The 25,526-nt window shown below is 70.6% G+C and carries 25 protein-coding genes and 1 other RNA gene; 9 read left to right on the forward strand and 17 right to left on the reverse strand.

What is annotated here, in order from left to right; all coding sequences use genetic code 11:
* Positions 1-116: DUF3043 domain-containing protein (locus tag K340_RS37560; protein ID WP_154674269.1), on the forward strand; the 116-nt coding region annotated here is incomplete at its 5' end.
* 11 nt (positions 117-127) lie between these two features.
* Positions 128-745, forward strand: coding sequence for a TetR/AcrR family transcriptional regulator (locus K340_RS0114405; RefSeq protein WP_037364836.1), 618 nt, complete (start codon positions 128-130; stop codon positions 743-745).
* A 3-nt stretch (positions 746-748) separates the two neighbouring features.
* Here K340_RS0114405 and gltX read toward each other — a convergent pair whose 3' ends face one another.
* The 3 genes from gltX to K340_RS0114420 form a co-directional block, all read right to left on the reverse strand.
* Positions 749-2,257, reverse strand: coding sequence for a glutamate--tRNA ligase (gltX, locus tag K340_RS0114410; RefSeq protein ID WP_029137233.1), 1,509 nt, complete (start codon positions 2,255-2,257; stop codon positions 749-751).
* A gap of 42 nt (positions 2,258-2,299) precedes the next feature.
* Positions 2,300-2,548 carry a WhiB family transcriptional regulator gene (locus tag K340_RS0114415; protein ID WP_029137234.1) on the reverse strand — a complete coding sequence of 83 codons (249 nt, stop codon included), beginning with the start codon at positions 2,546-2,548 and terminating at the stop codon, positions 2,300-2,302.
* A gap of 118 nt (positions 2,549-2,666) precedes the next feature.
* Positions 2,667-3,851: a citrate/2-methylcitrate synthase gene (locus tag K340_RS0114420; protein ID WP_084614475.1), complete on the reverse strand. Its 1,185-nt coding sequence runs from the start codon at positions 3,849-3,851 to the stop codon at positions 2,667-2,669.
* Positions 3,852-3,933: 82 nt separating this feature from the next.
* On the opposite strand from K340_RS0114420, the gene K340_RS0114425 reads away from it, so the two are divergent.
* Positions 3,934-5,133 carry a citrate synthase gene (locus K340_RS0114425; protein ID WP_029137236.1) on the forward strand — a complete coding sequence of 400 codons (1,200 nt, stop codon included), beginning with the start codon at positions 3,934-3,936 and terminating at the stop codon, positions 5,131-5,133.
* Positions 5,134-5,179: 46 nt separating this feature from the next.
* On the opposite strand, the gene glnA is transcribed toward K340_RS0114425, so the two are convergent.
* Positions 5,180-6,520 (reverse strand): type I glutamate--ammonia ligase, encoded by a 1,341-nt coding sequence (gene glnA, locus K340_RS0114430; protein WP_029137237.1) that lies wholly within the window; start codon positions 6,518-6,520, stop codon positions 5,180-5,182.
* Positions 6,521-6,643: 123 nt separating this feature from the next.
* Here glnA and K340_RS30165 point away from each other — a divergent pair, with 123 nt between their 5' ends.
* The 3 genes from K340_RS30165 (at position 6,644) to K340_RS30170 (ending at position 9,953) form a co-directional block, all read left to right on the forward strand.
* A complete protein-coding gene (locus K340_RS30165) occupies positions 6,644-7,726 on the forward strand; it encodes an alpha/beta hydrolase (protein ID WP_051266364.1) in 1,083 nt (360 codons plus the stop codon).
* Between the two features lie 18 nt (positions 7,727-7,744).
* Positions 7,745-8,494: an esterase family protein gene (locus tag K340_RS0114440; RefSeq protein ID WP_029137238.1), complete on the forward strand. Its 750-nt coding sequence runs from the start codon at positions 7,745-7,747 to the stop codon at positions 8,492-8,494.
* 133 nt (positions 8,495-8,627) lie between these two features.
* The gene (locus tag K340_RS30170) at positions 8,628-9,953 is read left to right on the forward strand and encodes an ATP-grasp domain-containing protein (RefSeq protein ID WP_211229445.1); all 1,326 of its coding nucleotides are present in this window, start codon (positions 8,628-8,630) and stop codon (positions 9,951-9,953) included.
* On the opposite strand, the gene K340_RS0114450 is transcribed toward K340_RS30170, so the two are convergent.
* From K340_RS0114450 to K340_RS0114480, 8 genes are all read right to left on the reverse strand, one after another.
* On the reverse strand, positions 9,863-11,326 hold the full coding sequence (locus K340_RS0114450; RefSeq protein ID WP_029137239.1) for a dihydroorotase: 1,464 nt from the start codon (positions 11,324-11,326) through the stop codon (positions 9,863-9,865). The two genes, K340_RS30170 and K340_RS0114450, sit on opposite strands and share 91 nt — an antisense overlap.
* A gap of 27 nt (positions 11,327-11,353) precedes the next feature.
* The gene (locus K340_RS0114455) at positions 11,354-13,063 is read right to left on the reverse strand and encodes an alpha/beta hydrolase (RefSeq protein ID WP_084614477.1); all 1,710 of its coding nucleotides are present in this window, start codon (positions 13,061-13,063) and stop codon (positions 11,354-11,356) included.
* A gap of 632 nt (positions 13,064-13,695) precedes the next feature.
* Positions 13,696-13,911, reverse strand: coding sequence for a hypothetical protein (locus K340_RS0114460; RefSeq protein WP_037364839.1), 216 nt, complete (start codon positions 13,909-13,911; stop codon positions 13,696-13,698).
* A 53-nt stretch (positions 13,912-13,964) separates the two neighbouring features.
* Positions 13,965-15,380, reverse strand: coding sequence for an RNB domain-containing ribonuclease (locus K340_RS0114465; protein WP_029137242.1), 1,416 nt, complete (start codon positions 15,378-15,380; stop codon positions 13,965-13,967).
* Positions 15,381-15,427: 47 nt separating this feature from the next.
* Entirely contained in the window at positions 15,428-15,946 is a 519-nt protein-coding gene (locus K340_RS0114470) for a hypothetical protein (RefSeq protein WP_029137243.1), read from the reverse strand.
* A gap of 633 nt (positions 15,947-16,579) precedes the next feature.
* Positions 16,580-16,992: RNase P RNA component class A (gene rnpB / locus K340_RS34395), an RNA gene on the reverse strand.
* 13 nt (positions 16,993-17,005) lie between these two features.
* A complete protein-coding gene (locus K340_RS30175) occupies positions 17,006-17,836 on the reverse strand; it encodes a histidine phosphatase family protein (RefSeq protein WP_161632110.1) in 831 nt (276 codons plus the stop codon).
* 11 nt (positions 17,837-17,847) lie between these two features.
* Positions 17,848-18,573: a zinc ribbon domain-containing protein gene (locus tag K340_RS0114480; protein ID WP_029137244.1), complete on the reverse strand. Its 726-nt coding sequence runs from the start codon at positions 18,571-18,573 to the stop codon at positions 17,848-17,850.
* A 138-nt stretch (positions 18,574-18,711) separates the two neighbouring features.
* Between K340_RS0114480 and K340_RS0114485 the strand changes: the two genes are divergently transcribed.
* The 3 genes from K340_RS0114485 to K340_RS30185 are packed head-to-tail and all read left to right on the forward strand — an operon-like array spanning position 18,712 to position 21,452.
* Positions 18,712-19,185: a low molecular weight protein-tyrosine-phosphatase gene (locus K340_RS0114485; protein ID WP_029137245.1), complete on the forward strand. Its 474-nt coding sequence runs from the start codon at positions 18,712-18,714 to the stop codon at positions 19,183-19,185.
* Positions 19,182-20,174, forward strand: coding sequence for an SURF1 family cytochrome oxidase biogenesis protein (locus K340_RS30180; protein ID WP_051266368.1), 993 nt, complete (start codon positions 19,182-19,184; stop codon positions 20,172-20,174). The genes K340_RS0114485 and K340_RS30180 overlap by 4 nt, the downstream gene beginning before the upstream one ends.
* 6 nt (positions 20,175-20,180) lie before the next feature.
* Positions 20,181-21,452, forward strand: coding sequence for a glycoside hydrolase family 76 protein (locus tag K340_RS30185; protein WP_084614480.1), 1,272 nt, complete (start codon positions 20,181-20,183; stop codon positions 21,450-21,452).
* On the opposite strand, the gene K340_RS0114500 is transcribed toward K340_RS30185, so the two are convergent.
* Genes K340_RS0114500 through ruvX form a run of 5 tightly spaced genes read right to left on the reverse strand, consistent with a single transcriptional unit; the run spans position 21,391 to position 25,457 of the window.
* Positions 21,391-21,942 (reverse strand): hypothetical protein, encoded by a 552-nt coding sequence (locus K340_RS0114500; RefSeq protein WP_029137246.1) that lies wholly within the window; start codon positions 21,940-21,942, stop codon positions 21,391-21,393. The genes K340_RS30185 and K340_RS0114500 overlap by 62 nt on opposite strands.
* Before the next feature lie 17 nt (positions 21,943-21,959).
* On the reverse strand, positions 21,960-22,607 hold the full coding sequence (locus K340_RS30190) for a prepilin peptidase (protein WP_051266370.1): 648 nt from the start codon (positions 22,605-22,607) through the stop codon (positions 21,960-21,962).
* Positions 22,608-22,619: 12 nt separating this feature from the next.
* The gene (locus K340_RS30195; RefSeq protein WP_084614481.1) at positions 22,620-23,594 is read right to left on the reverse strand and encodes a shikimate dehydrogenase; all 975 of its coding nucleotides are present in this window, start codon (positions 23,592-23,594) and stop codon (positions 22,620-22,622) included.
* Positions 23,578-25,047: an endolytic transglycosylase MltG gene (gene mltG / locus K340_RS30200; RefSeq protein WP_051266372.1), complete on the reverse strand. Its 1,470-nt coding sequence runs from the start codon at positions 25,045-25,047 to the stop codon at positions 23,578-23,580. Before mltG ends, K340_RS30195 begins: the two co-directional genes overlap by 17 nt.
* Positions 25,044-25,457 carry a Holliday junction resolvase RuvX gene (gene ruvX / locus K340_RS0114520; RefSeq protein ID WP_245599566.1) on the reverse strand — a complete coding sequence of 138 codons (414 nt, stop codon included), beginning with the start codon at positions 25,455-25,457 and terminating at the stop codon, positions 25,044-25,046. The genes mltG and ruvX overlap by 4 nt, the downstream gene beginning before the upstream one ends.
* Positions 25,458-25,526: the final 69 nt, after the last annotated feature.

Genomic DNA, 25,526 nt, shown 5'->3' on the forward strand with positions numbered 1-25,526 from the left:
AGGGTGACGACACCACCCTCTCCCGTACCGGCCGGGCCCTCGGCTTCTACGCCTTCAACCGGGCCGTGATGCCGCGTCGCTGGCGGGTCCCCAAGCCGCGGGTCCAGCGCGGCTGACGCTGCCGGACATGCCGACCACCACCGCCGGCGTCACCGGACGCGGCGCCGCCCGCCGCGCGGCCATCGTGGCGGCGGCGGCGGAGCTGTTCTCCCGCAACGGCTATGCCGCAGTCGGAATGGACTCGATCGGTGCCGCGGCTGGGGTGACCGGACCGGCCATCTACCGGCACTTCGATTCCAAGGCCGCGGTGTTGGCCGCGGTCTTCGACCGGATCATCGACACCGTGGTGACCCGGCCGGCACCGGCCGCCGAGGATCCGGCACCGGCCGCCGACGATCCCACCGGGCCCACCGGGAATGCCGCGGAACGACTGACCGACGCCGTGCGGACCTACGCCGATGGTGTCGCTGCCAGCCGCACCGTGATGGCGGTCTTCGTCCGCGAGGTGCACCATCTGCCCGATCGGGAGTCCGCACAGCTGATGCAGCGACAGCGAACCCTGGTGCACCGCTGGCGCGAACTGGTGGCCGAGCTGCATCCGGATTGGCCGGAGCAGCGGGTGCGGACCGCAGTACACGCAGCATTCGGGCTGCTCAATGCCGTCGGCACCTTCACCTCTCCACTCACCGACGCCGAACTCGCCGAGCAGCTGACTGCGCTGACGTTGGCCGCGCTCGCCGGCTGACTCTCAGAGGTCGCCGGTCAGCCGGTCCAGCCTGGCCAGCGTTTCGTCCCGGCCCAGGATGCGCATCGACTCGAACAGCGGCGGCGAGATCCGGGCCCCGGAGATCGCCACCCGGATCGGGGTGAAGGCCACCTTCGGCTTGAGCCCCATGCCATCGATCAACGCCGCCCGGACGGCCGCCTCGATCCGCTCGTCGGTCCAGTCGTCGACCCCGGCGACCGCGGCCCGGGCGGCGACGAGGATATCGGCGGTGCCCGCCGGGAGCTCGGCGCGCGCGTCGTCGGCGATCGGCAGTTCGGCGGCGCCGAGGAAGAACGGCCGGACGTACCCGCTGGCCTCGGTGAGCAGCGCCATCCTGGTCTGGATCAAGGGGGCGACCGCCGTCAGCGTCGTCAGCTGCTCGTCCGTGGGCGCCGCTCGCTCCGGGCCGAAGACGTTGTCCGCCACCAGGAACGGCACCATCCGACCGACGAAGTCGGCCTCGTCCAGCGAGCGGATGTACACGCCGTTCAACCAATCCAGCTTCTTCAGGTCGAAGATCGGGCCGGCCGGGTTGACCTTGCTCCACTCGAAGCCGGCGCTGAACTCGTCGAAGGTGAAGACCTCCCGCTCGACCGGGTTGCCGGCCTCGTCGGTCTCGGTGATCGGCGGGTAGGCCAACAGCGCCAGGAAGTTGACCAGCGCGTCCGGCAGGTAGCCCTGCTCGGCGAACCAGGTGAGCCGGGCCGCCGGGTTCTTCCGCTTGCTGATCTTGGACTTGTCGGTGTTCCGCAGCAGCGGCATGTGCGCAAACGCCGGTGGCTGCAGACCCAACCAGCGGTACAGCAGCAGGTGTTTGGGCGTCGAGGAAATCCACTCCTCGCCACGCACCACATGGGTGATGCCCATCAGGTGATCGTCGACCACGACGGCCAGGTGATAGGTGGGGTAGCCGTCGGCCTTGCGGATCACCTGGTCGTCCGGACGGGGTGCCTTCACCTCGCCGCGGATGAGATCGGTGAAGGCGATCGGCGCGTCGCGTGGAATCAGCATCCGGACCACTGGCGTCTCGGCGAAGCCCGGCAGGGTCGCTCGCTCCTCGGCGGTCTTGCCGTAGCAGAGCCGGTCGTAGCCGGTGGGGCGCTTGGCCTTCTGCTGGGCCTCGCGCATGTCGGCCAGTCGCTGCGGGGTGCACCAGCAGTAGTAGGCGTGGCCGTCGGCGAGCAGTTGTTCGACGAACGGCCGGTAGGTGTCCAGCCGCTCCGACTGACGGTAGGGCGCGCACGGCCCGCCGATGTCCGGCCCCTCGTCCCAGGTCAGGCCGAGCCAGCGCAGCGTGTCGTACACCTGCTGTTCGGAGTCCTCGCGGAACCTGGTCCGGTCGGTGTCCTCGATCCGGAGCAGGAACCGCCCGTCGTTCTTGCGCGCGAACGCGAGGTTGAACAGGGACATGTAGGCGGTGCCGACGTGCGGGTCGCCCGTGGGTGACGGGGCGACCCGGTCGCGGACAGCGCCGGGGAGATTTTCGGTCATGGCGCCCCCGATCCTAGGCGGTCGCCAACCGGCCCCGAACGCTCAGGCGACGGCCTTGCGCGGGCGGCCGCGGGCGCGCTTGCGGGCGATCACCACGCCGTGGTCGAACAGCTCGCCGCCCCAGACGCCCCAGGGCTCCTCACGTTCGAGCGCGCCGGCCAGGCAGGCCGCCCGGATCGGGCACTCGGCGCACAAGGCCTTCGCCAGCTCGATGTCGTCAGGTCGCTCGGCGAACCACAGGTCCGGGTCCTCCGACCAGCACGGCAGCTCTCCGTCAACAAGCTTCAACATGCTGGCTACCTGCCCTTCGCCGGACGACCCCGAGCGGACACGACTGTCCGACCCGCTCCACTGTGTGGTTCTGAGGTAGCCACGGGCATGGGGCACGTTCCCTATCCGACGATGCGGGCTACCTCAGATGTGACATCCCGCTTGCCGGCACCGGCCGCTTCGGCGGCTCCCCCACATAGGCCGCGCTGGGCCGGATGATCTTGCGGTCGGCAGCCTGCTCGAGGATGTGCGCGCACCAGCCGACCATCCGGCTCACCGTGAAGGTCGGGGTGAACATGGATCGCGGGATACCGCACTGCTGCATCACCACGCCGGCGTAGAACTCGACGTTCGCGTACAGCTCACGGTCGGGTTTCAGTTCGGCGAGTCCGGCGACCACCTCTTTCTCGACGTCGACCGCGAACTCGATCAACTCGCCGCCCAGCGACCGGCCGATCTCGCGCAGCAGCACCGCCCGCGGATCCGCCGTCCGGTACACGGCATGTCCGAATCCCATGATCCGCTCGCCCGCCGAGACCTTCGCCCGCACCCAGTCCCTGGTGCGATCTGGACTGCCGATCTCGTCCAGCCCGTCCAGCGCCCGGTCCGGGGCGCCGCCGTGCAGCGGACCGGAGAAGGTGCCGATGGCACCGCAGACGGCCGACACCAGGTCGGCACCCGAGGAGGCAACGGTCCTGGCAGTGAACGTCGAGGCGTTGAAGCCATGATCGATGGTGCTCACCAGATAGGCGTCGATCGCCCGCAGGTGGTCCGGATCCGGCACCGCGCCGGTGACGGCCCGCAGCCAATAGTCGGCGGTCGGCAGGTCCGGCTCCGGCTCGACGACCGGCAGGTCGTTGCGCAACCGGTACAGCCGGGCGAGCAGGACGGGGGTGACGGCGCAAACCCGCAACGCCGCGGCCGCCCGATCCGCCGGCGGCGAGCCCCACAGCGGCGGCACATCGTCGTGCGCACCGAGGAAGGACAACGCGGTGCGCAGCGCTGCCAGCGGATGAAAGTCGTTGCCGGCCTTGGCGATCGCCGGCAGCAGCGCCGTGAGCGCGGGCGGCAGCTCGCGAAACCGGCCGACCTGTTCGAGCAGCCCGGTCCGTTCGGCGGCCGACGGCAGCCGGCCGGTGCGCATCAGGAACCAGGCGTCCTCGAAGGTGCGCCGCTGCGCCAGCTCGATCGCCGAGTACGGCCCGTAGTGATAAAAGCCCTCGGTGCCCCGTACGTCACCGATCGCGGTCTCCGCCACCAGCACGCCGGCCAGCCCGGCCGGCACGGTCAATGGCGCCGCGGTTGCTGTCGTGTCTGCCGTCATGTCGGCTCCTCTCGTCAGCGACCACGGTCCGCTGCCCGAACGAATGTTGTCAATGTTGATCACATCAATGTATGACGGTGTCATGACCATCGAGCCGACTCCCCCGCCCGACCACCTGAGCACCGAGCAGGCGGCCCGGGTGCTCGGCGTGAAACCGGAGACGATCTACGCCTATGTCAGCCGCGGCGTGCTGCCGAAGGTGACCGTGTCGGGCCGCCGGGGTTCCTGGTTCCCGGCCGACCTGGTGGAGACGCTCCGCTCGAAGGGGCCGCGGAACGCGCTGACCGGGATGGCCGAGCGGATCCACACCAGGGTCACCCTGCTGCACAACGACCGGCTGTACTACCGCGGGCGGGAGGCGGTGGAGCTGGCCGACTCGTCGACGTTCGAGCAGGTGTGCGCGCTGCTCTGGCAGTCCGAACCGGCGCCGCTGCCGCCACCCGCGGCGGTCGATCGCGGCGGCCTGATCGCCGGTATGCCCCGCCGGCTGGACATGGTGCGGACGTCGATCGCTGTCCTGGCCGGCTACGCCGAGGTCCGCGGTGACCTGTCCGCCGCTGCGGTGACAACAGCTGCGCGGCAGGCGATTTCGACGGCGATCGGGGTGTTGCCGTTGGTCGGTGCTGCGGCCGAACCGGACGCTCCGGCCGCCGACCGGCTGTGGCCCGCGGTCACCGCGCTGCCCGCCCGCCGCGATCGGATCAGGCTGCTGGAGGCCGCAATGATCCTGCTGGCCGATCACGAATTGGCCAGCTCCACCACCGCCGCCAGGGTCGCCGCCGGCACCAGGGCCGACCCGTACGGCGTGCTGACGGCCGCCCTCGGGGCGATGGACAGCCCGGCGCACGGAGCGGCGGCCAGCCGGGCCCGCCGGCTGTTGACCCAGGCCGTTGTCGACCCGGCCGCGGTGATCAGCGAGTACCTGGCCGGGGAACGGCAACCGCCGGGCTTCGGCCAGCTGATCTACACCGAACGCGATCCGCGCGCCGACTTCCTGCTGCAGCGGATCGCCGAGCTGCCGGGGACCGATCGGGGTTTGCTGCGCACCGCCCGGCGGTTGGTGGAGGAGTTCGACGGCCGCCGCGGCTGGTTCCCCAATTCGGATTTCGCACTGGCGCTGCTCGGCGAGGCGACCGGGATGGTCCCGGACGGCGGCGACGTCATCTTCACCATCAGCCGACTCGCCGGCTGGACCGCCCACGCGCTGGAGGAGTACGCCGAACCGCCGCTGCGATTCCGGCTGCACGGGCTGTACGTCGGCGAACGCCCAGGGTTGGGATAAATGGGGCATTTCGCCGGCGCGGGATGGTCGCAAGCGGCGCCCGGTTCTACAGCGTCAGATATCGCTGCAACTCGTACGGCGTCACCTGCCTGCGGTAAGCCTCCCACTCGGCTCGCTTGTTGCGCAGGAAGTAGTCGAAGACGTGCTCCCCCAACGCTTCTGCCACCAGCTCCGAGTTCTCCATGACCGTCAGCGCGGCCTCCAGCGAACCGGGCAGCTTGGCATAGCCGAGGGCACGGATCTCGGCGTCGGACACGCCGGAGATGTCCTCGTTGGTCGGATCGGGGAGCTGGTAGCCGTCCTTGATGCCCTTGAGTCCTGCGGCCAGCACCACCGCGAACAGCAGGTACGGGTTGGTGCCCGCGTCGGGCAGCCGGAACTCGATGCGCTGGCTGGACGACTTACCTGGCGAGTAGTTGGGCACCCGCACCAGCGCAGACCGGTTGGCCTGCCCCCAGGACACCACGGTCGGCGCCTCCTCCCCGATCACCAGCCGTTTGTAGGAGTTGACCCACTGGCAGCTGACCGCGGTGATCTCCGGGGCGTGCTGCAGGACGCCGGCCAGGAAGGCCCGGCCGGTGGCCGACATCTGGTATTCGTCATCCGGGTCGTGGAAGGCGTTGGTCTCCCCCTCGAACAGCGAGAAGTGGGTGTGCATCGCCGATCCGGGCTGATCGGGGAACGGCTTGGGCATGAAGGACGCGCGCACCCCCTGGGTGATCGCCACCTCTCGCACCACGTACCGGAACGACATGATGTTGTCGGCCATGGTCAGCGCGTCCGCATACCGCAGGTCGATCTCCTGTTGCCCGGGCGCGCCCTCGTGGTGGGAGAACTCCACCGAGATCCCCATCGCCTCGAGGGTGTCGATGGCCTTGCGCCGGAAGTGCGGGGCGGCGTCGTGTGAGGCCTGGTCGAAGAAGCCCCCGCTGTCGGCCGGCACCGGCGGGGTGCCGTCCTGCGGCAGACCCCGGAGCAGGAAGAACTCGATCTCCGGATGCACGTAACAGGTGAAGCCCATTTCGGCGGCGGCCTCCATCGACCGGCGCAGCACGTGCCGCGGATCGGCCCAGGACGGTGAACCGTCCGGCATCGCGATGTCACAGAACATCCGCGCCGAGTACGACCGGCCCTCGTCGGCCTCCCAGGGCAGCACCTGGAACGTCGCCGGATCGGGCTTGGCGACCATGTCCGACTCGTGGACCCGCGAATAGCCCTCGATCGCCGAGCCGTCGAAGCCGATGCCGTCGACGAACGCGCCCTCCAGCTCGGCCGGCGCGATCGCCACCGACTTCAGATAGCCCAACACGTCGGTGAACCACAGCCGCACGTAGCGGATGTCGCGCTCCTCGAGCGTGCGCAGGACGAACTGTTGCTGACGATCCATTCGCTCACCTTATGAGGACCATGTTGCGGTCGCGTTACGCGGGAGCGCACCGGACGGGCCGCGGACGGTCGAGGGGGTCCGCTGGCGACTCTGCCGGGGCTGGCGAGCCGGTACGGTGACGCAATGTCCGGACCCGAGGCGCCGGCCGAACCGGCCCCGAACGACGCCCCCGGCGTCGTCGGACCGCTGGTCACCGAGGACGCGGTGAGCTGGTCGCTGCCGGTCGTGGAGTTCGGCGACCGGGTCACCGGGGTCGACCTCGGCGTCGACTGGATTCTCACCGAACCGCACACTTTCGACCGCAGCGGCGGAGACTGGACGCTGCGGCTGACCAGGCCGCTGGCCCACCGGTTCGAATACCAACTCATCCTGCACCGCCCGGACGGCGACGAGTTCGTCACCGATCCCACCAATCCGCTCCGGGTGCCCGGTCCGTTCGGCGACAAGTCCGAGATCCGCTTCCCGGACTATGCCGAGCCGGCCTGGCTGGGTACCGAGGTGGTCGGCGACACCGTCGAGATCGCCGATCCGCCCAGCAGTCTCGCCGTACCGGTGCCGATCCAGCTGTTCACTCCGGCAGGCCTGGCGCCAGAGACCGCTGCGCCACTGCTGATCGCCCACGACGGCAGCGACCTGACGACCCGCGGCGGGCTGTTGTCCTGGGCCTGCGCGCAACCGGAGCCGGTCCGGGTGGCGCTACTGGATCCACCGAACGGATACCGCGACGTCTGGTACGCCGCCGAGCCCGAGTACGCCGACCACATCGGCGGCGTCGTCATCCCCGCCCTGCGCGAGCGGGTCCGGACCTCCGCGACCCTCGGGCTGGGCGTCAGCCTCGGCGCGGTGTCGATGCTCACCATTCACCGGCGCCGGCCGGAATCGCTGGACGCGCTCGCCCTGCAGTCCGGCTCGTTCTTCACCGCTGAACTCGACCCACAGGAATCGCGCTGGCCGCCGTTCGACCAGGTGGTGGCGGCGGTGTCGGCGATGTCGTCCGCGTTGCCGGGCCAGTCGCGGACCGTGCCGGTATTGATGACGGTCGGCGCGATCGAGGAGAATCGGGCCAACAACGAACAGCTGGCCGGCGCACTCACCTTCCAGGGCTACGACGTCGACGCCAGGATCGTGCCGGACGCACACACCATGATCGGCTGGCGCGATGCCTGGTCGCCGGGCCTTGACCAGCTATTGCGCAAACTGGGCTGACGGACGGAAGGTGGCGCGATGACACAGACCGAGTTCCATCAGCTCGACGCCTCGCAACTGGGCGGCGGGACCGCCGAGGTGGTGGTGCACGGGCACTACGGTCGGCCGATCCTGTGGTTCCCGTCCGAGGCCGGGTCGGTGCACGACTTCGTCTCCAACGGGCTGCTGGACGCGGTCCGCGGGGCCGTCGACGAGGGCCGGATCAAGGTCTTCTGCGTCCCGAGTTACGACACCGAGTCGTGGTCTGCGTCCTGGAAGCCGTTGGGCGACAGGGCGAAAGCCCACCTCGCCTACGAGAACTGGATCATCTGGCAGGTGGTGCCGTTCATCCGCGACCACTCCGGCGGCCGGGCCGACATCGCCACCGCCGGCACTTCGCTCGGGGCCTTCCATGCCACCCTGTTCGCGCTGCGGCAGGCCCACCTGTTCCCGCATGCCGTGGCGATGTCGGGCAGCTACGACCCGCGTCGCTGGCGCAGCTGGGGCGAACACACCGATGACGTCTATTTCACCAACCCGATGGAATTCGTACCCGGCCTGCAGGGCGAGCACCTCGACTATCTGCGGTCCGCGGTCCGGATCACCCTGGTGGTCGGATCCGGTCAGTGGGAGGACACCACCGGTTCCCTGGAGTCGACCAAACAGCTGGCGGACGTGCTGCAGGAGAAGGGCATCGGCAACGACCTGTTCATCTGGGGCACCGAATGGCCGCACGACTGGCCGAGCTGGCGCGCCCAGGCCGCGCTGTACCTGCCGGCCCTGGGCTGATCACGTACCGGCCGGTCGGCTGATCACCGGTCCGCATCATTCGCCGGCGAGGTGGTGCCACCCGGGCCGCACTGTGTGAGGATCGGCCCATGAGTGAGCGTGCGAACGAATCATCGGCACTGAGCGGGGAGTCATGACCGGTAAGAAGGACGACACCACGCATCTGATCGGCCTGCTGCTCGGCACCGAGAGCGATTGGCCGCGGGCGTTCGAGACGCTGGTACGCGGGCTCGGTCCGGTCCGGCACCGGGGCAAGGATCACCGGATCAGCACCGAGCGGATCACCATCGAGCCGTTCGACCTGCGCGACCCGGTACGCCACGACGTAGTGATCGACCGGCTCGCCTGGTGGTACTTCCACCCGCGGGAATGGCTGAAGAAGGCCTCGCTGGTCAACGACACCTATCTGTTGAACAACCCGTTCACCTTTCAGGCGATGGAGAAGCACTCCGCCTATTGCGCGATGATCCGGCTGGGATTCGACATCCCGCCGACCGTGCTGGTGCCCTACAAGAATCCGATCGATCACGAGAAGTGGGCCTACACCGCCTCCACCTACAACCTGCCGTTCGACCTGGACGAGGTGGCCGACCGGGTCGGGTTCCCGATGTTCATGAAGCCGTTCGACGGCGGCGCCTGGCGCGGCGTCTCCCGGATCGACGACACCGCCGCACTGCACCACGCCTACGACGCGTCCGGGCAGATGTTGATGCACCTGCAGTCGGCCGTCAGCCCGTTCGATTCGTTCGCCCGCTCCCTGACCATCGGCCCGGAGACCCAGGTGATGAAGTTCCGGCCGGAACTGCCGATGCACGACCGCTACGAGGTGGCGCACAACTTCCTGCCGGCCGAGGCCGGCCAGGAGGTCCTGACGCTGTCCCGCACCATCAATGCGTTCTTCCGCTGGGAGTTCAACTCCTGCGAGGCGCTGGTCACCGGGCAGCGGGTGCAGCCGATCGACTACGCGAACGCCTGCCCGGACATCGCCATCACCTCGCTGCACTACTACTTCCCGTGGGCGATCAGGAATCTGATCAGCTGGAGCGTATTCTGCGCGGTCACCGGCCGCCGCGGCCAGGTCGACACCTCGACCCGCGCCTGGTTCGCCGTCGGCGACGATCCCGACCTGAGTTGGACCGACAAGCTCGGCCAGTACGCGCAGCTCGCGGACGAGTATTTCCAGGCCGACGAGTACCGCGAGTTCTGCGCCACCAGCCTGGCCGCACTACCGGAGATGGTGCACGAGTGGATCGGCAGCAGCGCGTTCGACGACCTGTTGATCGAGACGGTGAAAGCCACTTATCCGGCCGAGGAGCACGACCGGTTCGCCGCCCACTTCCGCGGCCTGCTGGCGATGTGGCACGCAGATCAGGTCGGCGCCAGTCCCGACCAGCCCGACTCTCCGCGGGCGACGGCCCGGCCGAGCGCGCCGGTCTCCGAGGTCCGTCCGACGAGCTGACCGTGTCCCGGTGCAGCGAGCACGCCGGTGTCGGACCATGCCAGGGCGCCGCGCACGACGCAGGCTCGGACGCCGCCGCGCACCGTCATCCCGTCGTACACGCTGTAGCCGGCCGCCGAGTACTGTGCGGCGCCGTCGATCACGCTGTGCCGCAGTGGATCAAGGATCATCAGGTCCGCGTCGGCACCCACCGACACCGATCCCTTGGCCGGCGCCAGCCCGTACAACCGGGCGGCGTTCGTCGAGGTGACCTCGACGAAGGTCTCGATGCCGAACCGGCCGCCGAGCACGCCCTCGGAGAACAGCATGCCCACCCAGGTCTGCAGATCCGCCACGCCCATCCTGGCGCTGGCGACCGTCAGCCCTGAATCGGTCTTGTCGGCCAACCGCCAGGGCGCGTGATCGCTGGCCACGGTGTGCACGGTGCCGTCGGCGATCCCCTGCCACAAGGCGGCCACATCCCGCGCGGACCTGACCGCAGGCATCCCGGTGAACCGGCCGGGTTGCGGGCGGGAGAACACCTCATCGGTCAGATGCAGGTACATCGGCCGGGTTTCGACGAAAACGGGCACCCCATCGGCCCGCGCCGACGCCGCGACCGCCAGTGCCTGCGCACTTGACACGTGCACCAACACCATCGGCGTACCGGTCCGCCGGCACACCTCGACGGCCCACCGCACCGACGACACCTCCGTCTCGACCGGGCGGCTCTGCGCGAAGTGCTCCAGACCACCGCGGCCGGAAGCGATCAGCCGGCGTCCGGCCGCATCGATCAACGCGGCGTTCTCGCAGTGCACCAGGGCGATCATCCCGGCCCGGCCGGCGGCCGCTATCGCCGCCTCGATCAGCGACGGGTCGCCGCCGAAACTCGGATCGACGACTTTCAGTGCAGGGTGACCGGCGCGGGCGAGCGCCGGGATCGCCGCGACGTCCTCGGCCGTCGGGGTGACCAGGCCGGGGATCAGCAGGACGTCCACCCGCGCGTCGCGCTGCGCCGCCGCCGCATCGCGGTTCAGCGCGCCCGACAGCGTCCAGCCGTCCTCGGCGAAGGACATCTGCCCGACCGTGCCGACACCGCCGGCCGCGGCGGCCGCGGTTCCCATGGCGAAGTCGTCGACGAACCCGTTCGGTTCCCCCCCGTTCGACGCCTGCGCCGACAGGTGCACGTGCAGGTCGAGGGCGGCCGGCAGGACGAAACAGCCGGTGGCGTCGATCGTCTCGCAGCTGCCAGCCGCCGCGGCGCGGGCGCCGCCGACCTCACCAACGGCGACGATCCGGTTGCCGTCGATCAGCACATCGAGTAATCCGAGATCACGGACCGGACCGCCGTCCACCGGCGTCACGACTCGGCCGCCGGCCACCAGCAGGCTCATCCGCAGGATCCCTTCACCGTTGGGCGATCAGCAGGTGGTGCCGGCCGGCGGAACCTTCAGGCTGACCAGGTAGTCGGTTCCCGCGGTGTCCACGCAGGCGATCCCGGCCCCCAGAAACGCGGTGTGTCTGGTGCCCTTGACAGTGATCAGTGCCCCGCCCAGATCCTTGGCCAGGTCGACGCCGGCCTGGTACGGGGTGGCCGGGTCGCCGGTGGTGGAGATGACCAGGATCTTCGCCGTCAGGTTGTCGACGTTCGGGGTGTGCGGCGTCAGCGTCGGCTTTGCCGGCCAGGAGTCGCAGACGTCCTTGGTCGCGACCACCGGATCGCCGGAGTCCAGGAACGGCGCCGCCTGGTTGTACTGCTTGTTCAGTTCGGCGACCTGCTGCGGATCGGTTCGCGGATCGTCCATGCAGCGGATCGCCAGGAATGCGTCCATCAGGCTCGAGTAGTGACCGGAGCTGTCCCGGTCCTCGTACAGGTCGGCGATCCGCATCATCAGGTCGCCGTTGCCGCGGCTCAGGTCGAGCAACGCGTTGGCCAACGGCTCCCGGAAGGCCTCGGCGTACATCGCCTGGATGGTGGCGGTGTTCGCGTCGTTGAAGGTCAGCACCCTGCCGTCGGACAACGTCAGCGGTGTGTCCAGCAGCGGCCGGACCAGGTGCTGATAGACGGCTGTGGCGGCGCTCGGGTCCTTCCCGAGCACGCAGGTCGGCTGCTGGGCGCACCACTTCGCGAACTCGTCGAAGGCCTCCTGGAACCCCTTGCCCTGGTTCACCACCTCGGTTCCCGGATCGAGGTTCGGATCGATGGCGCCGTCCAGGATCATCGCCCGGACGTTGGCCGGGAACTGCTCGGCGTAGGAGGTACCGAGGCGGGTGCCGTAGGAGTATCCGACGTAGGTGAGCTGGCGGTCACCGACCGCTGCCCGCAGGATGTCCATGTCCTTGGCCACGTCGGTGGTGCCGACGCTGGCCAGAAAGGCCGCGCCGGAGATGCCTTCGTCCTTGCCGGTGCGTTCGGTGCACCACTGCGCGACCTGGGCGGCGTAGGCGTTCATCGCGGCGATGCCTTCGGGCGTGGTGCTGCGCAGGTTGGCCGCCCGCTCGCCATCCCGCTCGGCGTCGGTGCGACAGGTGACGGCGGGTCTGGAGGCTCCGGTGCCCCGCGGGTCGAATCCGACCAGGTCGAAATGCTGTCGCAGGTCGATCTTCTCGGTGGCGAACTGGGCGACCGTCGACATGCCGGAACCGCCGGGTCCGCCTGGGTTGAAGATGACCGACCCCAGACGGTCGCCCTGGTCGCCGGTGGCCGGCGCCCTGAGTACGCCGACGGTCGCCTGGCCGCTGGCTGGGTCGTCGTAGCTGACCGGAACCTTCAGCCTGGCGCACTGCAATCCGGCCGTGCCGTAGGTCTCCCGGTCGCTGTCCGTCTGCGCGAACTCCGCGCAGTCCTGCCACTGCAACTGCTGTGAGTAGTAGGCCTCCAGGCCCTTCGGCACCGGCCCCAGGTCGCCCGGCGCCGGGTTCGCGGGCGTCGGACTTGCGGCAGTGCCGCCGGCGGCGGTGCTCCCGGCAACGGTGCTCCCAGCAGCGGTGCTCACCGGTATCGCGCTGCCGACCACCCCGGCGCCGCAGCCGGCCAGCAGCAGCCCGGCGACGGCGAGCAGGCCGATCCGGGCGGCTGGACGGGAACGGCGGATTCGGGCACTCAGCGGTCGCGGCACACGATCGATCATGTCATCACTGGTTGTGAGCCGAGAGCGAGCGAAGGACACGGCGGGTGGAGCGCAGCCCAGCGACATCCGCCAACCAACCGGCATCACCGCGCTTTTCCGTATAGTCCGAACCATGGCGACATGGCTCAGATGTCGGTCTACGACTACCGACGGACTCAGCACCGCGGCTAGTGGCCGTCGCAGCACCGACCCTGGTGGCCATTCCACGGACGCGCGACGTCCCGGGATGGACAAGACGCTGCAGGATGTTCAGACCGCCCAGAACCGTCGCGCGGTCGCGGGGCTGCTCGCCGGGCTCGCCGGATTGGCAGCAGTAGCCGGATGCCACTCCAGCGCAGTTCCGGAGATGGCATTCGGATCATGGACCGTTTGCAACACGACGCGTCCGCAGCGTCCGTCAGTCCGCTTACGAGTGACAGGCTGCCAGCAAATCGTGGGCGTGTCCGGTCAACCGCATCGGGCCGGGACGGCTCGTCCGTCGCGTCCGTCGTGGTGAGGGGGTGTCGTTCTGGGTGACGAATCGGCCGGCCCGACAGCGCGGCGGAGCGCCGGAGCGGGCGTCCCGATCCCACAATGGCGGCCGCCAGTACCACCACCAGGTCGGATCTGTCGCCAGGCGGCGGTTGCTGCCGTCAGCCCCGGGGTGGTTCGTCGTTGCCGGTCCAGGCGGCGTCCTCGGCGTCGAGTTGCTCCTCGCGCGCCTTCACCGCCGCAAGGGCGCCCTCCGCCGCCTCCCTGCTCGGGTAGGGACCGAGGTGATCGGTGCCCTTACCCTGGCCCTCCTGCTCGACCTGCCCGGTGATCACGTTGTAGTACCACTGCGTGTGCTGACCGATCTCATCGCCCATCGGCACAGCGTGCCATGCCGACAGCGGGCGTCAAGTCAGCGGTTGCCCAATGGTCAGGTGACGGCGCGCATCTCGAAGTTCCGGTCGTCCACGGACACCAGCTCCACGGTGACCCTGGTGCCTTCAGTGAGCCCGTCGCTGGCGCACTTGGCCTGGATCGGCGGCTCGTCGACGGCGATCGTCGCCCGCTTCTTCTCCTGATCGATCTGCACCACGACGCCGGTGAACTGCTCGCCCTCGCGTCCCTTCAGCAGGAACGCGGACACCACGCCGACGCAGTTGCGCTCCAGATCGTGGGCCGTCCGGTCGGTCGCCTCCATGGTGTCGGCGATCGCGTCGAGCGAACTGCGCACCCAGTCCGGCACCTCGGTGCCGGCCACCTGGGCCAGGCAGATCTCGGTGCCGAACCGGTCGACCAGCCGGCGCAGCGGGGCGGTGACGTGGGCGTACGGCGCCCCCACCCCGGCGTGCGAGTGGTCGGCCGGCGGCGTCCCGGTGAACGGCGTGTAGCCGGCGCCCCTGAGCAACTTCAGCGCGTCCTGCAGGAACGCGGCGTCCGCCGGTTTCGAGCCGTCTAGGCCGGCGATCACGTCACCGGGCGGGAGCTCGTCCGACCACGGAATGCCCAGTGCCGCAGTCTCTTTGCGGAGTCTGGCGACGTCGCGGTCGGACGGTTCGGGCAGCGTGCGGAGCACGCCGTAGCCGCCGCCGAGCATGATGGTCGCCGCGCACATCCCGGTCAGCAGGCTGATCTCGGCGTTCCACTGCTCGATGGGCAGCACCGCACGGAGCTCCAGGGTCCAGTTGCCGTCCGGGCCGCGCTGGACCTCCACGTCCGGCAGGTCGAGGGAAATGGCGTGCCGCGCCCTGGCCGCCGCCAGCCGCAGCTTGCCGACCTCGGGCAGCAGCGCGATGGAGGGGTGCAGCCGACCGGCGTCGGCGTCGGCCTGGGCGCCCGGATAGTCCAGTTGTGCCACCGACCGCACCATCGACCTGGTCAGCCGCACGTCGGTCGGCGCGCCGGAGGCGTCCAGCGTGATGGTCCACAACACGGCGGCCCTGATCTGATCCGGCAACAGGCTGGCCGCGCCTTCGGACAGCTCAAAGGGGTGCAACGGGCTGATCAGGTCGGGACTGTAGTAGGTCTGCCCGCGCCGTCGGCTCTCGGCGTCGACCGCGCCACCGGCGCCGACGTAGCTCGCCACGTCGGCGATCGCGTAGCGAACCAGATAGCCGCCGTCCGGACCGGCCTCCAGGTGCACGGCCTGGTCGAGGTCCTTGGAGCCCACCGGATCGAGGGTGACGAACGGAATGTCGGTCGCGTCGTCGGGCGCGGTCGGTAGGTGCTGGGCGATCTGCACCGCCTCGTCGACGGCCGGCTGCGGGTAGCCCGCCGGGATCTCCAGGTCGCGCCGGATGCCGGCGAAATCGATGTCGGTGGCAGCGGTGTTGATCTTTCGGAACGGCATCGGCACAGGTTACGTCCGGTGGTCCGGCGCCGCCGTGGCACGCCGGATCAGCCGTACTGGAACTCCCAGCCGCCGTCGGTGTTCAGGTCCAGGACCACCGTGCCCTTGGCGCTGCTCACGTCGAGCACGACAGAGCCCTTGACGAAGGTGCCCTTGGCGATCAGCCGGGAATCGACGTACGGCAGTTGTTCCTCCGATTTCAGGCAGCCGCCTGCCTCCTCGGTGTCGGTTCCTGGTTGCGCGGTGCCCTTGGCGTCGTAGGCGACCCAGGACGGGGCGGCGAACGAACTGCTCCACAGCTCGGCCGATTCCGCACTCACGTCGCGCGGTTCCACTTCGAGGTCGATCCGCAGGAAGTGGCCCCGGCGCGACTTGGCTGCCCCGGCAACACATTTCGGATCGAGGGTGATCTTGCTGACGACGAAGATCAGCTCGCCGTCCGGCTGATCGTCCGAGGTGAAGGTGACTCCGTTGGCCTCACCCGGCTTGGCGATCAGGTCCCCGTAGGCGTTCTTCTTGCGGCCCGGTTCGGGGTTCGGCAACTTCCAGGTCCTCGTGCTCGTCACCCGGGTGGTCTGCCCAGAAGTTGCGGCCGAGGAGGCCGGCGGAGAGGGCACTGCGGGGGTTGAGGTCGGGGCTGACGTCGGAACAAGTTCCGATGGCGGTGTCGGGACTGACGTCGGTGTGGCGACTGGGGTCAGCGTCGGGACCGAGGTCGGGGCGAGCGGATCGGAGGACGGTGCCGGCGGTGGCGTCGGCACCGGGGTGGTCGCCGCCACTGCGGCGCCGCCGACGGAGTCTGCGCAGCCCGCTGTCAGGCCGAGGACGGCCATGACGGCGATGGCCAGGACGGGAACACGAGGCATCCGTCGACGATATGTCACCGATTGTCACCCTGGACCCGTCCGCCATGGCAGCACGACGTGTGAACGGCACCTGACGGGAGGCAACGACCATGCCGTGCCGGGGCCGGTGGGTCGTCCCGCTGGAGCCGACGAACTGCCGGCCCCAGCGGAGTTCAACCCCGACCCCGCGGTGCCCCTGCGTTCGCGATCACGAACTGCACCGATCATTTCACACGACCGTGCAGGTGGGCGGCCCTTCGATACGCAATCGTTGCAGCCTGTCCGGACAACTTTGGCGCAGCGACGAGTTCGGCGGGCTTCGTTACGACCGACAATGGCAAATCCTGCCGATAGTGGATCAGGCGACCTGTAAGCCGGGTCCTGTTCCCGGCGGGAGACTCCCGCCGGGCGGCGACCATCCATCTCGGCGTGCCGTTGCCGACACGCTCCAGCGGTCTACCCGCAGACTCGGGCGGGCCGCCCTCGAACGCCTGCGCACCTCCGGCCGGAGCCGGAAGTTCTTGACCTTGCTCCGGGTGGGGTTTACCGAGCCGCCCCGGTCACCCGGGACGCTGGTGGTCTCTTACACCACCGTTTCACCCTTACCGGCGGGCGAACCCGCCGGCGGTCTGTTCTCTGTGGCACTGTCCCGCGACTCACGCCGGGTTGCCGTTAGCAACCACCCTGCCCTGTGGAGCCCGGACTTTCCTCGGCGACACCGCTGCTCACGTTCACAACGGTGCCGACGCGGCCGCCCGGTCGCCTGATCCGTCGCCGATCCTACGGCCTGCCGCGCAGATGTCCGGTGTCGTTGATCGAGCAGACCATGGTGGCGCCGTCCCGGTCGACCGTGATCATGCTGATCGAGCAGGTGTCGACCCTGATCTTGTAGGCGACGTCCAGCGGCGCGGCCAACGCCTCGACCAACAGCATCTTCGTGGTCGCGGCGTGGGTCACCAGCACCACCGTGCCACCGCGATGCGCGGCCAGCACCCGCTGGACCGTGCCGCGTCCGCGGTCGCGGACCTGCGCGAACGACTCGCCGCCGGGCGGCGCGGCCTGCGGGTCGGACCGCCAGGCCTCGAACTCCGCCGGCCACTTCCGGGCGATCTCGGCGGCGGTGAAGCCGGACCACTCCCCCAGCCGACCGTCCAGCAGTCCATCGTCGGTGGTCACCGCCACTGCGGCGGAACCCGTTGCGGCGGCGATGATCTCGGCGGTACGGCGGCAACGCTGCAGGGTGGAGCTGACCACCGCGGTCACGCCGTCGCCGGCCAACCTGGCCGCCACCGCCCTGGCCTGCGCCACGCCCCGCTCGGTGAGTGCGACGTCTTCCCGGCCGGCGAACCTGCCGTGCTCCCCCCAGGTGGTGACGCCGTGCCGCACCACCAGCAGTGTGGTGGTGCCGGGTCCGGCGCCCGGCCGGTGCAACTGCAGTGACGGCGGGCCGGCGGCCGGGTCATCGGTGTCGTCGGTGTCGGCGTCAACGAACTCGTCGGCGTCAACGGGCTCGTCGGCATCGAGGTGGTCAGCATCGATGTTGTCCGTCCCTGGGCCGGCAGCGCCCTGGGCGGCTTGGTCGTCGCTGCCCGGGTGCTCGGTCGCGGTCACAGCGGTGTCCGTCAGCCCCGGACCAGAATGGCGCCGCACTCGGTGCACCGCATCACCTGATCGGCGGGGGCGGATCGGATCTGCGACAACGCGACCGAGTCCAGCTCCAGTCGGCAGGCCTGGCATTCGGCGCCGCGCAGTTCTGCGGCGGCGATCTTGCCGGTCTTGCGGATCCGTTCGTACAGCGCCAGCAGGTCGTCCGGTACCTGGCCGGCCTGCTCGGCCCTGGTGGCGCGCAACCGGGCGAGCTCGTCGTCGAGGTCGGCGAACTGGTCGTCCCGGCGCGATTCGGCGGCCGCGATCTCGGCGGCCGCGGCATCGAAGTCCGCGGTCGCGGTCGCCAGCACCGCATCGGCTTTCTCCCGGAGCTCCATCAGCTCCAGCGATCTGTCCTCAAGGGTCGCCTGCCGGCGGGCCAGGGTGTCGATCTCGTGCTGCAGGTTGCTCAGGTCCTTGGCCGGCCCGGCCCCCGCGGCCATCCGCTCGGCGTCCCGATCGGCCCGGGCCCGCACCTGATCGATCTCGAGGTCGAGCTTGCGGCCGTCCCGCTCCAGGTCGGCCACCTCGGTCTCGGCATTGACCTTGGCCACCCGCAGCGACGCGGTGCGTTCGGTGCCGGCCGCGATCAGCGCGAGTTCGGGCAGGGTGTTCCTGCGGTGGTCGGCGGCGGCAATCGCCCGGTCGGTGGCGGCAATGTCGAGCAGCCGCCTTTGATCTGTTGGATCGGCCTGAGGCACGGTCGGCGTTTCCCTTCCTGGTCGTGGTGGGCACGCTACCGGGATCGGCAGGAGTGGAACAATGATCTGGTGCCCAGTCAAGCAGTCCCCGGACCCGCGGGTTCCGCCGGAGGTCCTGCAGGCAACCGCCCGTTCCGCATCAGCGTGGTGTGTTCGGGGAACATCTGCCGCTCACCGATCGGCGAGAAGGTGCTGCAGGCGGCCTTCGCCGACGCCGGTCTGGGCTCCCGGGTGGAGGTGAGCAGCGCCGGCACCGGCAACTGGCACGTCGGCCAGGGCGCCAACGACACAGCGGTGGCGGTGTTGACGGCGGCCGGCTACCCGACCGAGCACACCGCACGGCAGATCGCCGCCGGCGAACTCGAAGAACTCGACCTGGTGCTGGCAGCGGACCGCGGACACGTCGAGGAACTGCGCCGGCTGCTCGGCGATCCGGACGGGCACGATCAGAACAAGGTGGTGCTGCTTCGCAGTTTCGACCCCGACGCGGCTGACGACGAGATCCCCGATCCCTACTACGGTCCGCGAGCCGGATTCGAGGACGTGCTGGCGATGACCAGGTCGGCCGCTCCGCACATCGTCGCCGCCGTCCGGGAGCGGCTGGACGGATGACCAGCACCCGAACCCGACCGTCCGGCCGGCCCGACGTGCCCGGGCGCCCCAGCGTTGGTGCCCGGCTGGCGTTCCTTCGATCGCCCGGCTGGCTGGGCGCGATCGCCGGGGCCTTGGCCTTCGCCGCGGTGTGTTTCTGGGTGTTGGCGCCATGGCAGTTCCACCGGCACGTGGAGCGCGACGTCCGCAACTCGGAGATCGCGGTGGCGGCCCGGGCCGAGCCGGTTCCGCTGGACCAGCGGCTGACGTCGACCGACGGGATCGACCCGGGTGAATCCTGGCAGCAGGTGACCGCGACCGGCCAGTTCCTCGCCGACCGGCAGGTGGTCGTGCGGTTGCGGCAGGACGAGAACACCGGGAACCCGGCGTCGGAGATCCTGGCGCCGTTGCAGCTCGCCGACGGTTCGATACTGCTGGTCGACCGGGGCTACGTCCCGATCGACCAGCTGACCGGCGGTGTCGCCGCCCCGGCAGCGCCGAGCGGTGAGCTCACCGTCACCGGCCGGCTGCAGCCGTTCCAACCCGACCCGCTGAAGCGGGCGCCGGTCCGGGTCGGGGAACGGCTCGAGGTGTACGGCATCGCGGCCGACTCGATCGCCGACCTGCCGGGTCCGGTACTCGGCGGCTTCATCCAGTTGGTCGACGGCAGCCCGGGAGTGCTGACCCCGATCGGTGTCCCGCAGATGGATCCGGGGCCCTACTTCTCCTACGCCTGGCAGTGGCTGGCCTTCGGCACCATGTCGATCCTGGCCATCGGATTCTTCGTCTTCCGAGAGTTCACCGACCCCCGTGATCCGGACCCGCAGGATCTGGACCCGCAGGATCCGCAGGCAAGGCAGCCCCCTCGGACCGCGGCGCGGGCCGCGGCGGAATCGGTCGGCGTGCCGGTGCCGGAACCGGGCTCGGAGTCGCCGCCGGCGCCCGGCCGGTCGAAGCGGACCAGGCCCCGCAGAGGATTCGACCGCGGCTCGCTCTACGACCCGTCCTGAGCCGCCGTGACCGAGCCGGCGTCAGCCCCGCGAGTCGCCCCGGCGGACCGCGCGGCCCTGGCCGAGCAGGCCATCCGCGCCCGCAGTCTGCGACGGCTGTGGGCACTGCCCGGCACCAGGCTCGGTGTGGTGGCCTGGCCGCCGTCGTTCGGTCAGAGACTGTTCCTGCGGTGGCACTACTGGTGGCAGGCGCATCTATTGGACGCCCTGGTGGATGCCCAGATGCGGGCACCCGATGACGAGCGCCGCGCCACGATCACCCGGTTCATCCGCGGGCACCGACTCCGCAACGGAGGTCGCTGGGGCAACAACTACTACGACGACATCGCCTGGTGGGCGCTGGCCCTTCAGCGCGCCGACGAATTGGCCGGCGTGCCCTCCGGCGCCGCCGTCAGCGGGATCACCAGCACCATCGTCGGGGCCTGGTCCGACCTGGCAGGCGGCGGGATCCCGTGGCGGCGCGGCGACGTGTTCCGCAACACCCCGGCCAACGGTCCGGCGGCGATCCTGTTGGCCCGCACCGGGTATCAGGACCGGGCGCTGGCCACCGCCGACTGGATCGATCAGCGGCTGCGGATCGTCGGCACCGACCTGATCGCCGATGGCCTGGTGCCCGGCGAGGCTGACGGCGAGGCCGCCGTCGACGAGACCGTCTACACCTACTGCCAGGGTGTGGTGCTCGGCGCCGAGCTGGAGCTCGCGGTTCGCGCGGGGCGCGATCACGGCCGGATCCACCGGCTGGTGACGGCGGTCGGCACCCACCTCGCTCCCGGTGGCGTGCTGACCGGACACGGCGGCGGCAACGGTGGGCTGTTCACCGGCATCCTGGCCCGCTACCTGGCCCAGATCGCCGTTCGGCTACCCGACGCCGACCGGCAGGACGCACGCACCAGGTCGGCCGCGGCCGAGTTGGTGCTGCGGTCCGCCGACGCCGCCTGGCGTGGTGCCCGGCACGGTCGCGACGGGCCGATCTTCGGTCCGGACTGGGCCGACCCTGCTCGGCAACCGGGTCGCGGCGGCACCGGTGCGGTCAGCGGCAACGCGATGGTCGCCGCGAGCCGCGAGCCGGAGCGGGATCTGTCGGTGCAGCTGTCCGGCTGGATGTTGATGGAAGCGGCGGCCCTGATCGGTACCGGCCCCGCACGCACAGCCGGCAGCGAACTCCCTACCGGCTCCGAACGCACGGCCAAGTCCGAACTCGCTGCCGGCCCCGGACTCAGAGCTGGATCCCGGGATGCCGGACCGACGGATCGATTCGGACGTCAGACCGACCACTGAGCAACCAGTACCCGCACACCAGGGCCACCAGCCCACCGGCCGCCGTCAGCCAGGGACCTGCGCCGGCGCTGCCCTCGCCGGCGGCGAGGACGCCACCGGTGCCGGGATCGAACCCGCGCCACAGGCCCCAGCCGAGGCCGACCAGGCCACCGACCACCAGCACCAGGGCGGCGATCCGGAACGGGTGTCGACCGGCAGGCCGGACCAACGCTGCCGCCGCACCCGCCAGCACGGTGACGCCGCCGACGATCAGCGAGACCAGGCCCGGCCGGAAGGTGCCGAGGCCCCCGGTGGCCAGCAGATCATTGAGATTGCTGCCGACCAGCGGATTGTCGCCCGCGATGGCGCCGAAGCCGGACACCGAGGTCCGCCCGCCGGTCTCGGTCGTCGTGGTCAACCAACCCAGGAACGCACCGATCAGCATCAGCGCGCCGCCGGCGACGGCGATCAGGCCGGCCGGCAGCCCGGTCCGTCGCGGCGGTGTCTTCATTGCCGCGAGGGTACCGATCAGATGCGGCCGGCCGCCGCGAGCAGGCAGGCCAGCCAGGCGCCGGCCACCAGAAAGGGGCCGAAGGCGATCGACGATTTCGCGGTCCAGCGACCCGCCGCGATGCCGCCAACGGCGACCACGGCGGCCAGCACGAATCCGAGGCAGACACCGATCAGCAGGATCTGCCATGAGACGAAACCCGTTGCCGCGCCCAGGGCCAGGGCCAGCTTCACATCGCCCCAGCCCATGGCCGCCGGTGCCAGCAGCGCGGGCACCGCGAGCACCGCGGCGACCACCACCGCGGCCAGCAGGGCCCTGGGTACGCTGCCGGCCGCCGTCGCCGTGCGGGCCGTGATGAGCACCACCCCGACGGTCACCAGCGCGCCCGGGAGGGTGAGGACATCCGGCAGTCGATGGTGCCGCAGGTCGACCGCGCTGACGGCGACTCCGAACAGTCCCAGCCAGCAGAGCAGCCCGAGCAGCGGGCTCCCCCAGCCGATCACCGCCGCGGCGGCGGTGACCAGTGCGGCGGCCGCCTCGACCGGCCCGGCCGGCAGCACCGCGCCGCGGCGCAACCGGGCCAGCAGCAGCCGGATGCCGAGGCCCACCGATGCCCCGAGCAGCAGCCCGGCCGCACCGGCCGTCAGAGCCCCCGCCAGCGTCATCGGATCAGCGTGTCACGACGCCGACGACCGGCCGGAGTTGTCCACAGCAGCCGCGGCCGGTGATCGACTGTCGGCGCCGCCCGGGTCGCCGGGCAGCGGCGGCTCGGGCTCGCCGGGCAGCGGCAGCTCGGGCGCGCCGGGGCCGACCGCCGACCGCAGCGCGTCGCGCATCGCCGCCGCCGGCGCCGGCCGAGACGTGTGCAGTTCGAACTGTCGTAACGCCTGGTGCAGCAACATGTCCAGGCCGGTGGCAGTGGATGTGCCGACGCCACCGGGCCGCCCGGCCCTGGCCGCCGCCAGCGCCGTCGGCCACGGGTCGTAGACCACGTCGAGCAACGCAGGCGCCGGCGCCAGCAGCTCGGCGAACGGATCGGCGGCCCCGGCCGGGACCGTGGACAGCACCAGGTCGGTGCCGCGCACCGCAACGGACAGCTCCTCGGCAGTGAGACCACACTCGGCTGCCGTCAGACCGAGGGTGGCGGCGAGTTCCAGCGCGGCCCGCCGGCCCTCGGGCCGCCGGCCGGCCACCGTCACCCGGGTGGCGCCGAGCTCGGCCACCGCAGCCAGCGCGGACAGCGCCGTGCCGCCGCCACCGAGCAGTAGCACCGACCCTGGGTCCGCCAGGGCGTGCGCGCGCAGCGCGCCGAGCACGCCGTCCACGTCGGTGTTGTCGGCCGACCAGCCGGATCCGTTGCGCACCAGGGTGTTCGCCACCCCGAGCAGCTCGACCCGATCGGATCGGCGGTCGGCCAGGGCAGCGGCGGCGGCCTTCGCCGGCATGGTCACCGACAGGCCGGACCACTCGTCGCCGAGCGATGCGACCAGGCCGGGCAGGCCGGCACCGTCGCAGTCGATCGCCCGATAATCCCAGTCGGTCAGACCGATGGCGGCATAGCCGGCCCGGTGCAGCACCGGCGACTTCGAATGGCCGACCGGCGAACCGACCACCGCACAGCGGTGCGCGGCAGGCTCAACCGTCGAAGACACCGTTGGCCCTGGCCTTCGCGACGCAGGCTTCGTGTTCGTCGAAGGTCACGCTGAAACACGACTTGCCGCTCTTGTCGATCTTGACGAAGTACAACCAGGTGCCCGGCGCCGGATCGTAGGTCGCCTTCAGCGCGTCCGGGCCCGGCGAGCTGATCGGGGTCGGCGGCAGACCGGCGTGCGCATAGGTGTTGTACGGGCTCGGATTGGCCCGGTCGGCGTCCGAGGTGGCGATCTGGGCCCGGTTCAGCGCATAGTTCACCGTCGAGTCGAACTGCAGCTTCATCCGCTTGGTCAGCCGGTTGTCGACCACCGTGGCAACCTGCTGCATGTCGGTGACGATGCCCTCGCGCTGAACCAGCGAAGCGATGATCACCGCCCGATAGGGCGTCAGGTGCTGCGCATCCGCGCCGGTGATGATGTTGGATCCGTTCCACCAGGCGGTCGCGGTGGAGAAGACGGACTTCAACAGGGCCTGGGCATCGGCGCCGGGTGGCACGTCGTAGTCCCCTGGCAGCAGCAGGCCCTCCAGCCGCTTGTCGGGGTCGGGTGCCTTGGCGACGTCGGCCGCTGCCCATTCGGGCAGGCCGATCTGGTCGATCGGCATGGTCCTGGCCGCCTGTTGCAGCTCGGCCACCGTGGCGCATTTCGTCGCACCGTTGAGCGGCACACAGGCCGCCTTGGCGATGTCGGTGAGGTACCCGGGGGTGGTCTTTCCGCCGGCCGTGCTGCTCAGCGCGACGTCCGCCAACTGGCGGCCGGGAATGATCTGCAACTGTCCGACGTGGTTGGCCGCATCGACGATCTGATCGGCCGCGGCCGCCGCCGACGAGTGCTGACGGACCCGGTAGTAACCCGGGTTGAGCGCAGCGACGTCCGCGTCGTTGGCCGCGCTGTCCTCGAACGCCTGGGCGCTGGCGACCACCCCGGCATCGGCCAGCTTGCGGGCGATGGTCGGCAGGCCGTCACCGCTCTGCACCCGGACGATCACCTCGGTGTCGCCGGTGCCGGCGAAGTCGCGTACCTCCTCGGTGCCGGGGCTGCGCCACCAGATGAAGCCGGCGACGATGCCGGCGCTGATCAGCGCCAGCACCAGCAACGCGATCAGCACGGATCTGCGGCGGCGCCTGGTGCGCTTGCGGGCGGCAGCCCTGACGGCGGCCTGCCGCTCCCGAGCGGCCACCCGGGTGGTCCGGGGTGAGGCATCGACCTGTGGCTTATCGGCGGTGGACCGCAGTGCGGCCCGCAGCGCGTCCAGGTCGACGCTGCCGGTGTCGTCGGGGCGGACGGCGGCCGGGCCGGAGGTGGGGTCGGCCCCGGCGGCCGGCACGCCAGCCGACCCGCGCCGGCGACCGCCCGCCCGCCGCCGCGGGTCAGCCGTCACCTGCTCGGTCACCACCGGGTGCTCACCGGTGTGCCCACCGGTGCCGAACAGGCCGAGCTGGTCGTCGTTCATCGATCGGCCGCCAACGCATCCAGCCTGGTCTGCAGGATCGCCACTGCGGCCGCCTGGTCGACGATCTGCCGACGGTTGCGCGAGTTCACGCCGCGCTCGGCCAGCACCCGGTTCGCCGTCACGCTGGTCATCCGTTCGTCGACGAACACCACCGGGAGGGCGCCGATCCGCCGGGTCAGCGCCGCGGCGTAATCGCGGGCCGCGGTCACGGCCTGCCCTTCGGTGCCCTGCAAGGTCCTCGGCAGACCCACCACCACCTCCACGGCCGCACGTTCGGCGACCAGCGCTGCCAACTCGTCCAGGTCCCGCCCGGCGCTGTCCCGTTGCAGGGTCGTCACCGGAGTGGCCAGGATCCCGTGCGGGTCGCTGATCGCGACCCCGACCCGCACGGTACCGACGTCGACCCCCACCCGTACACCACGTGGCGCTGGTGTGTCGGCCGGCGGCCTGCCGGCCGGGCCCCCGATGGGGAGGTCGGC

This window comes from Nakamurella lactea DSM 19367 (assembly GCF_000426645.1).
In the GTDB taxonomy this organism is placed as follows: domain Bacteria; phylum Actinomycetota; class Actinomycetes; order Mycobacteriales; family Nakamurellaceae; genus Nakamurella; species Nakamurella lactea.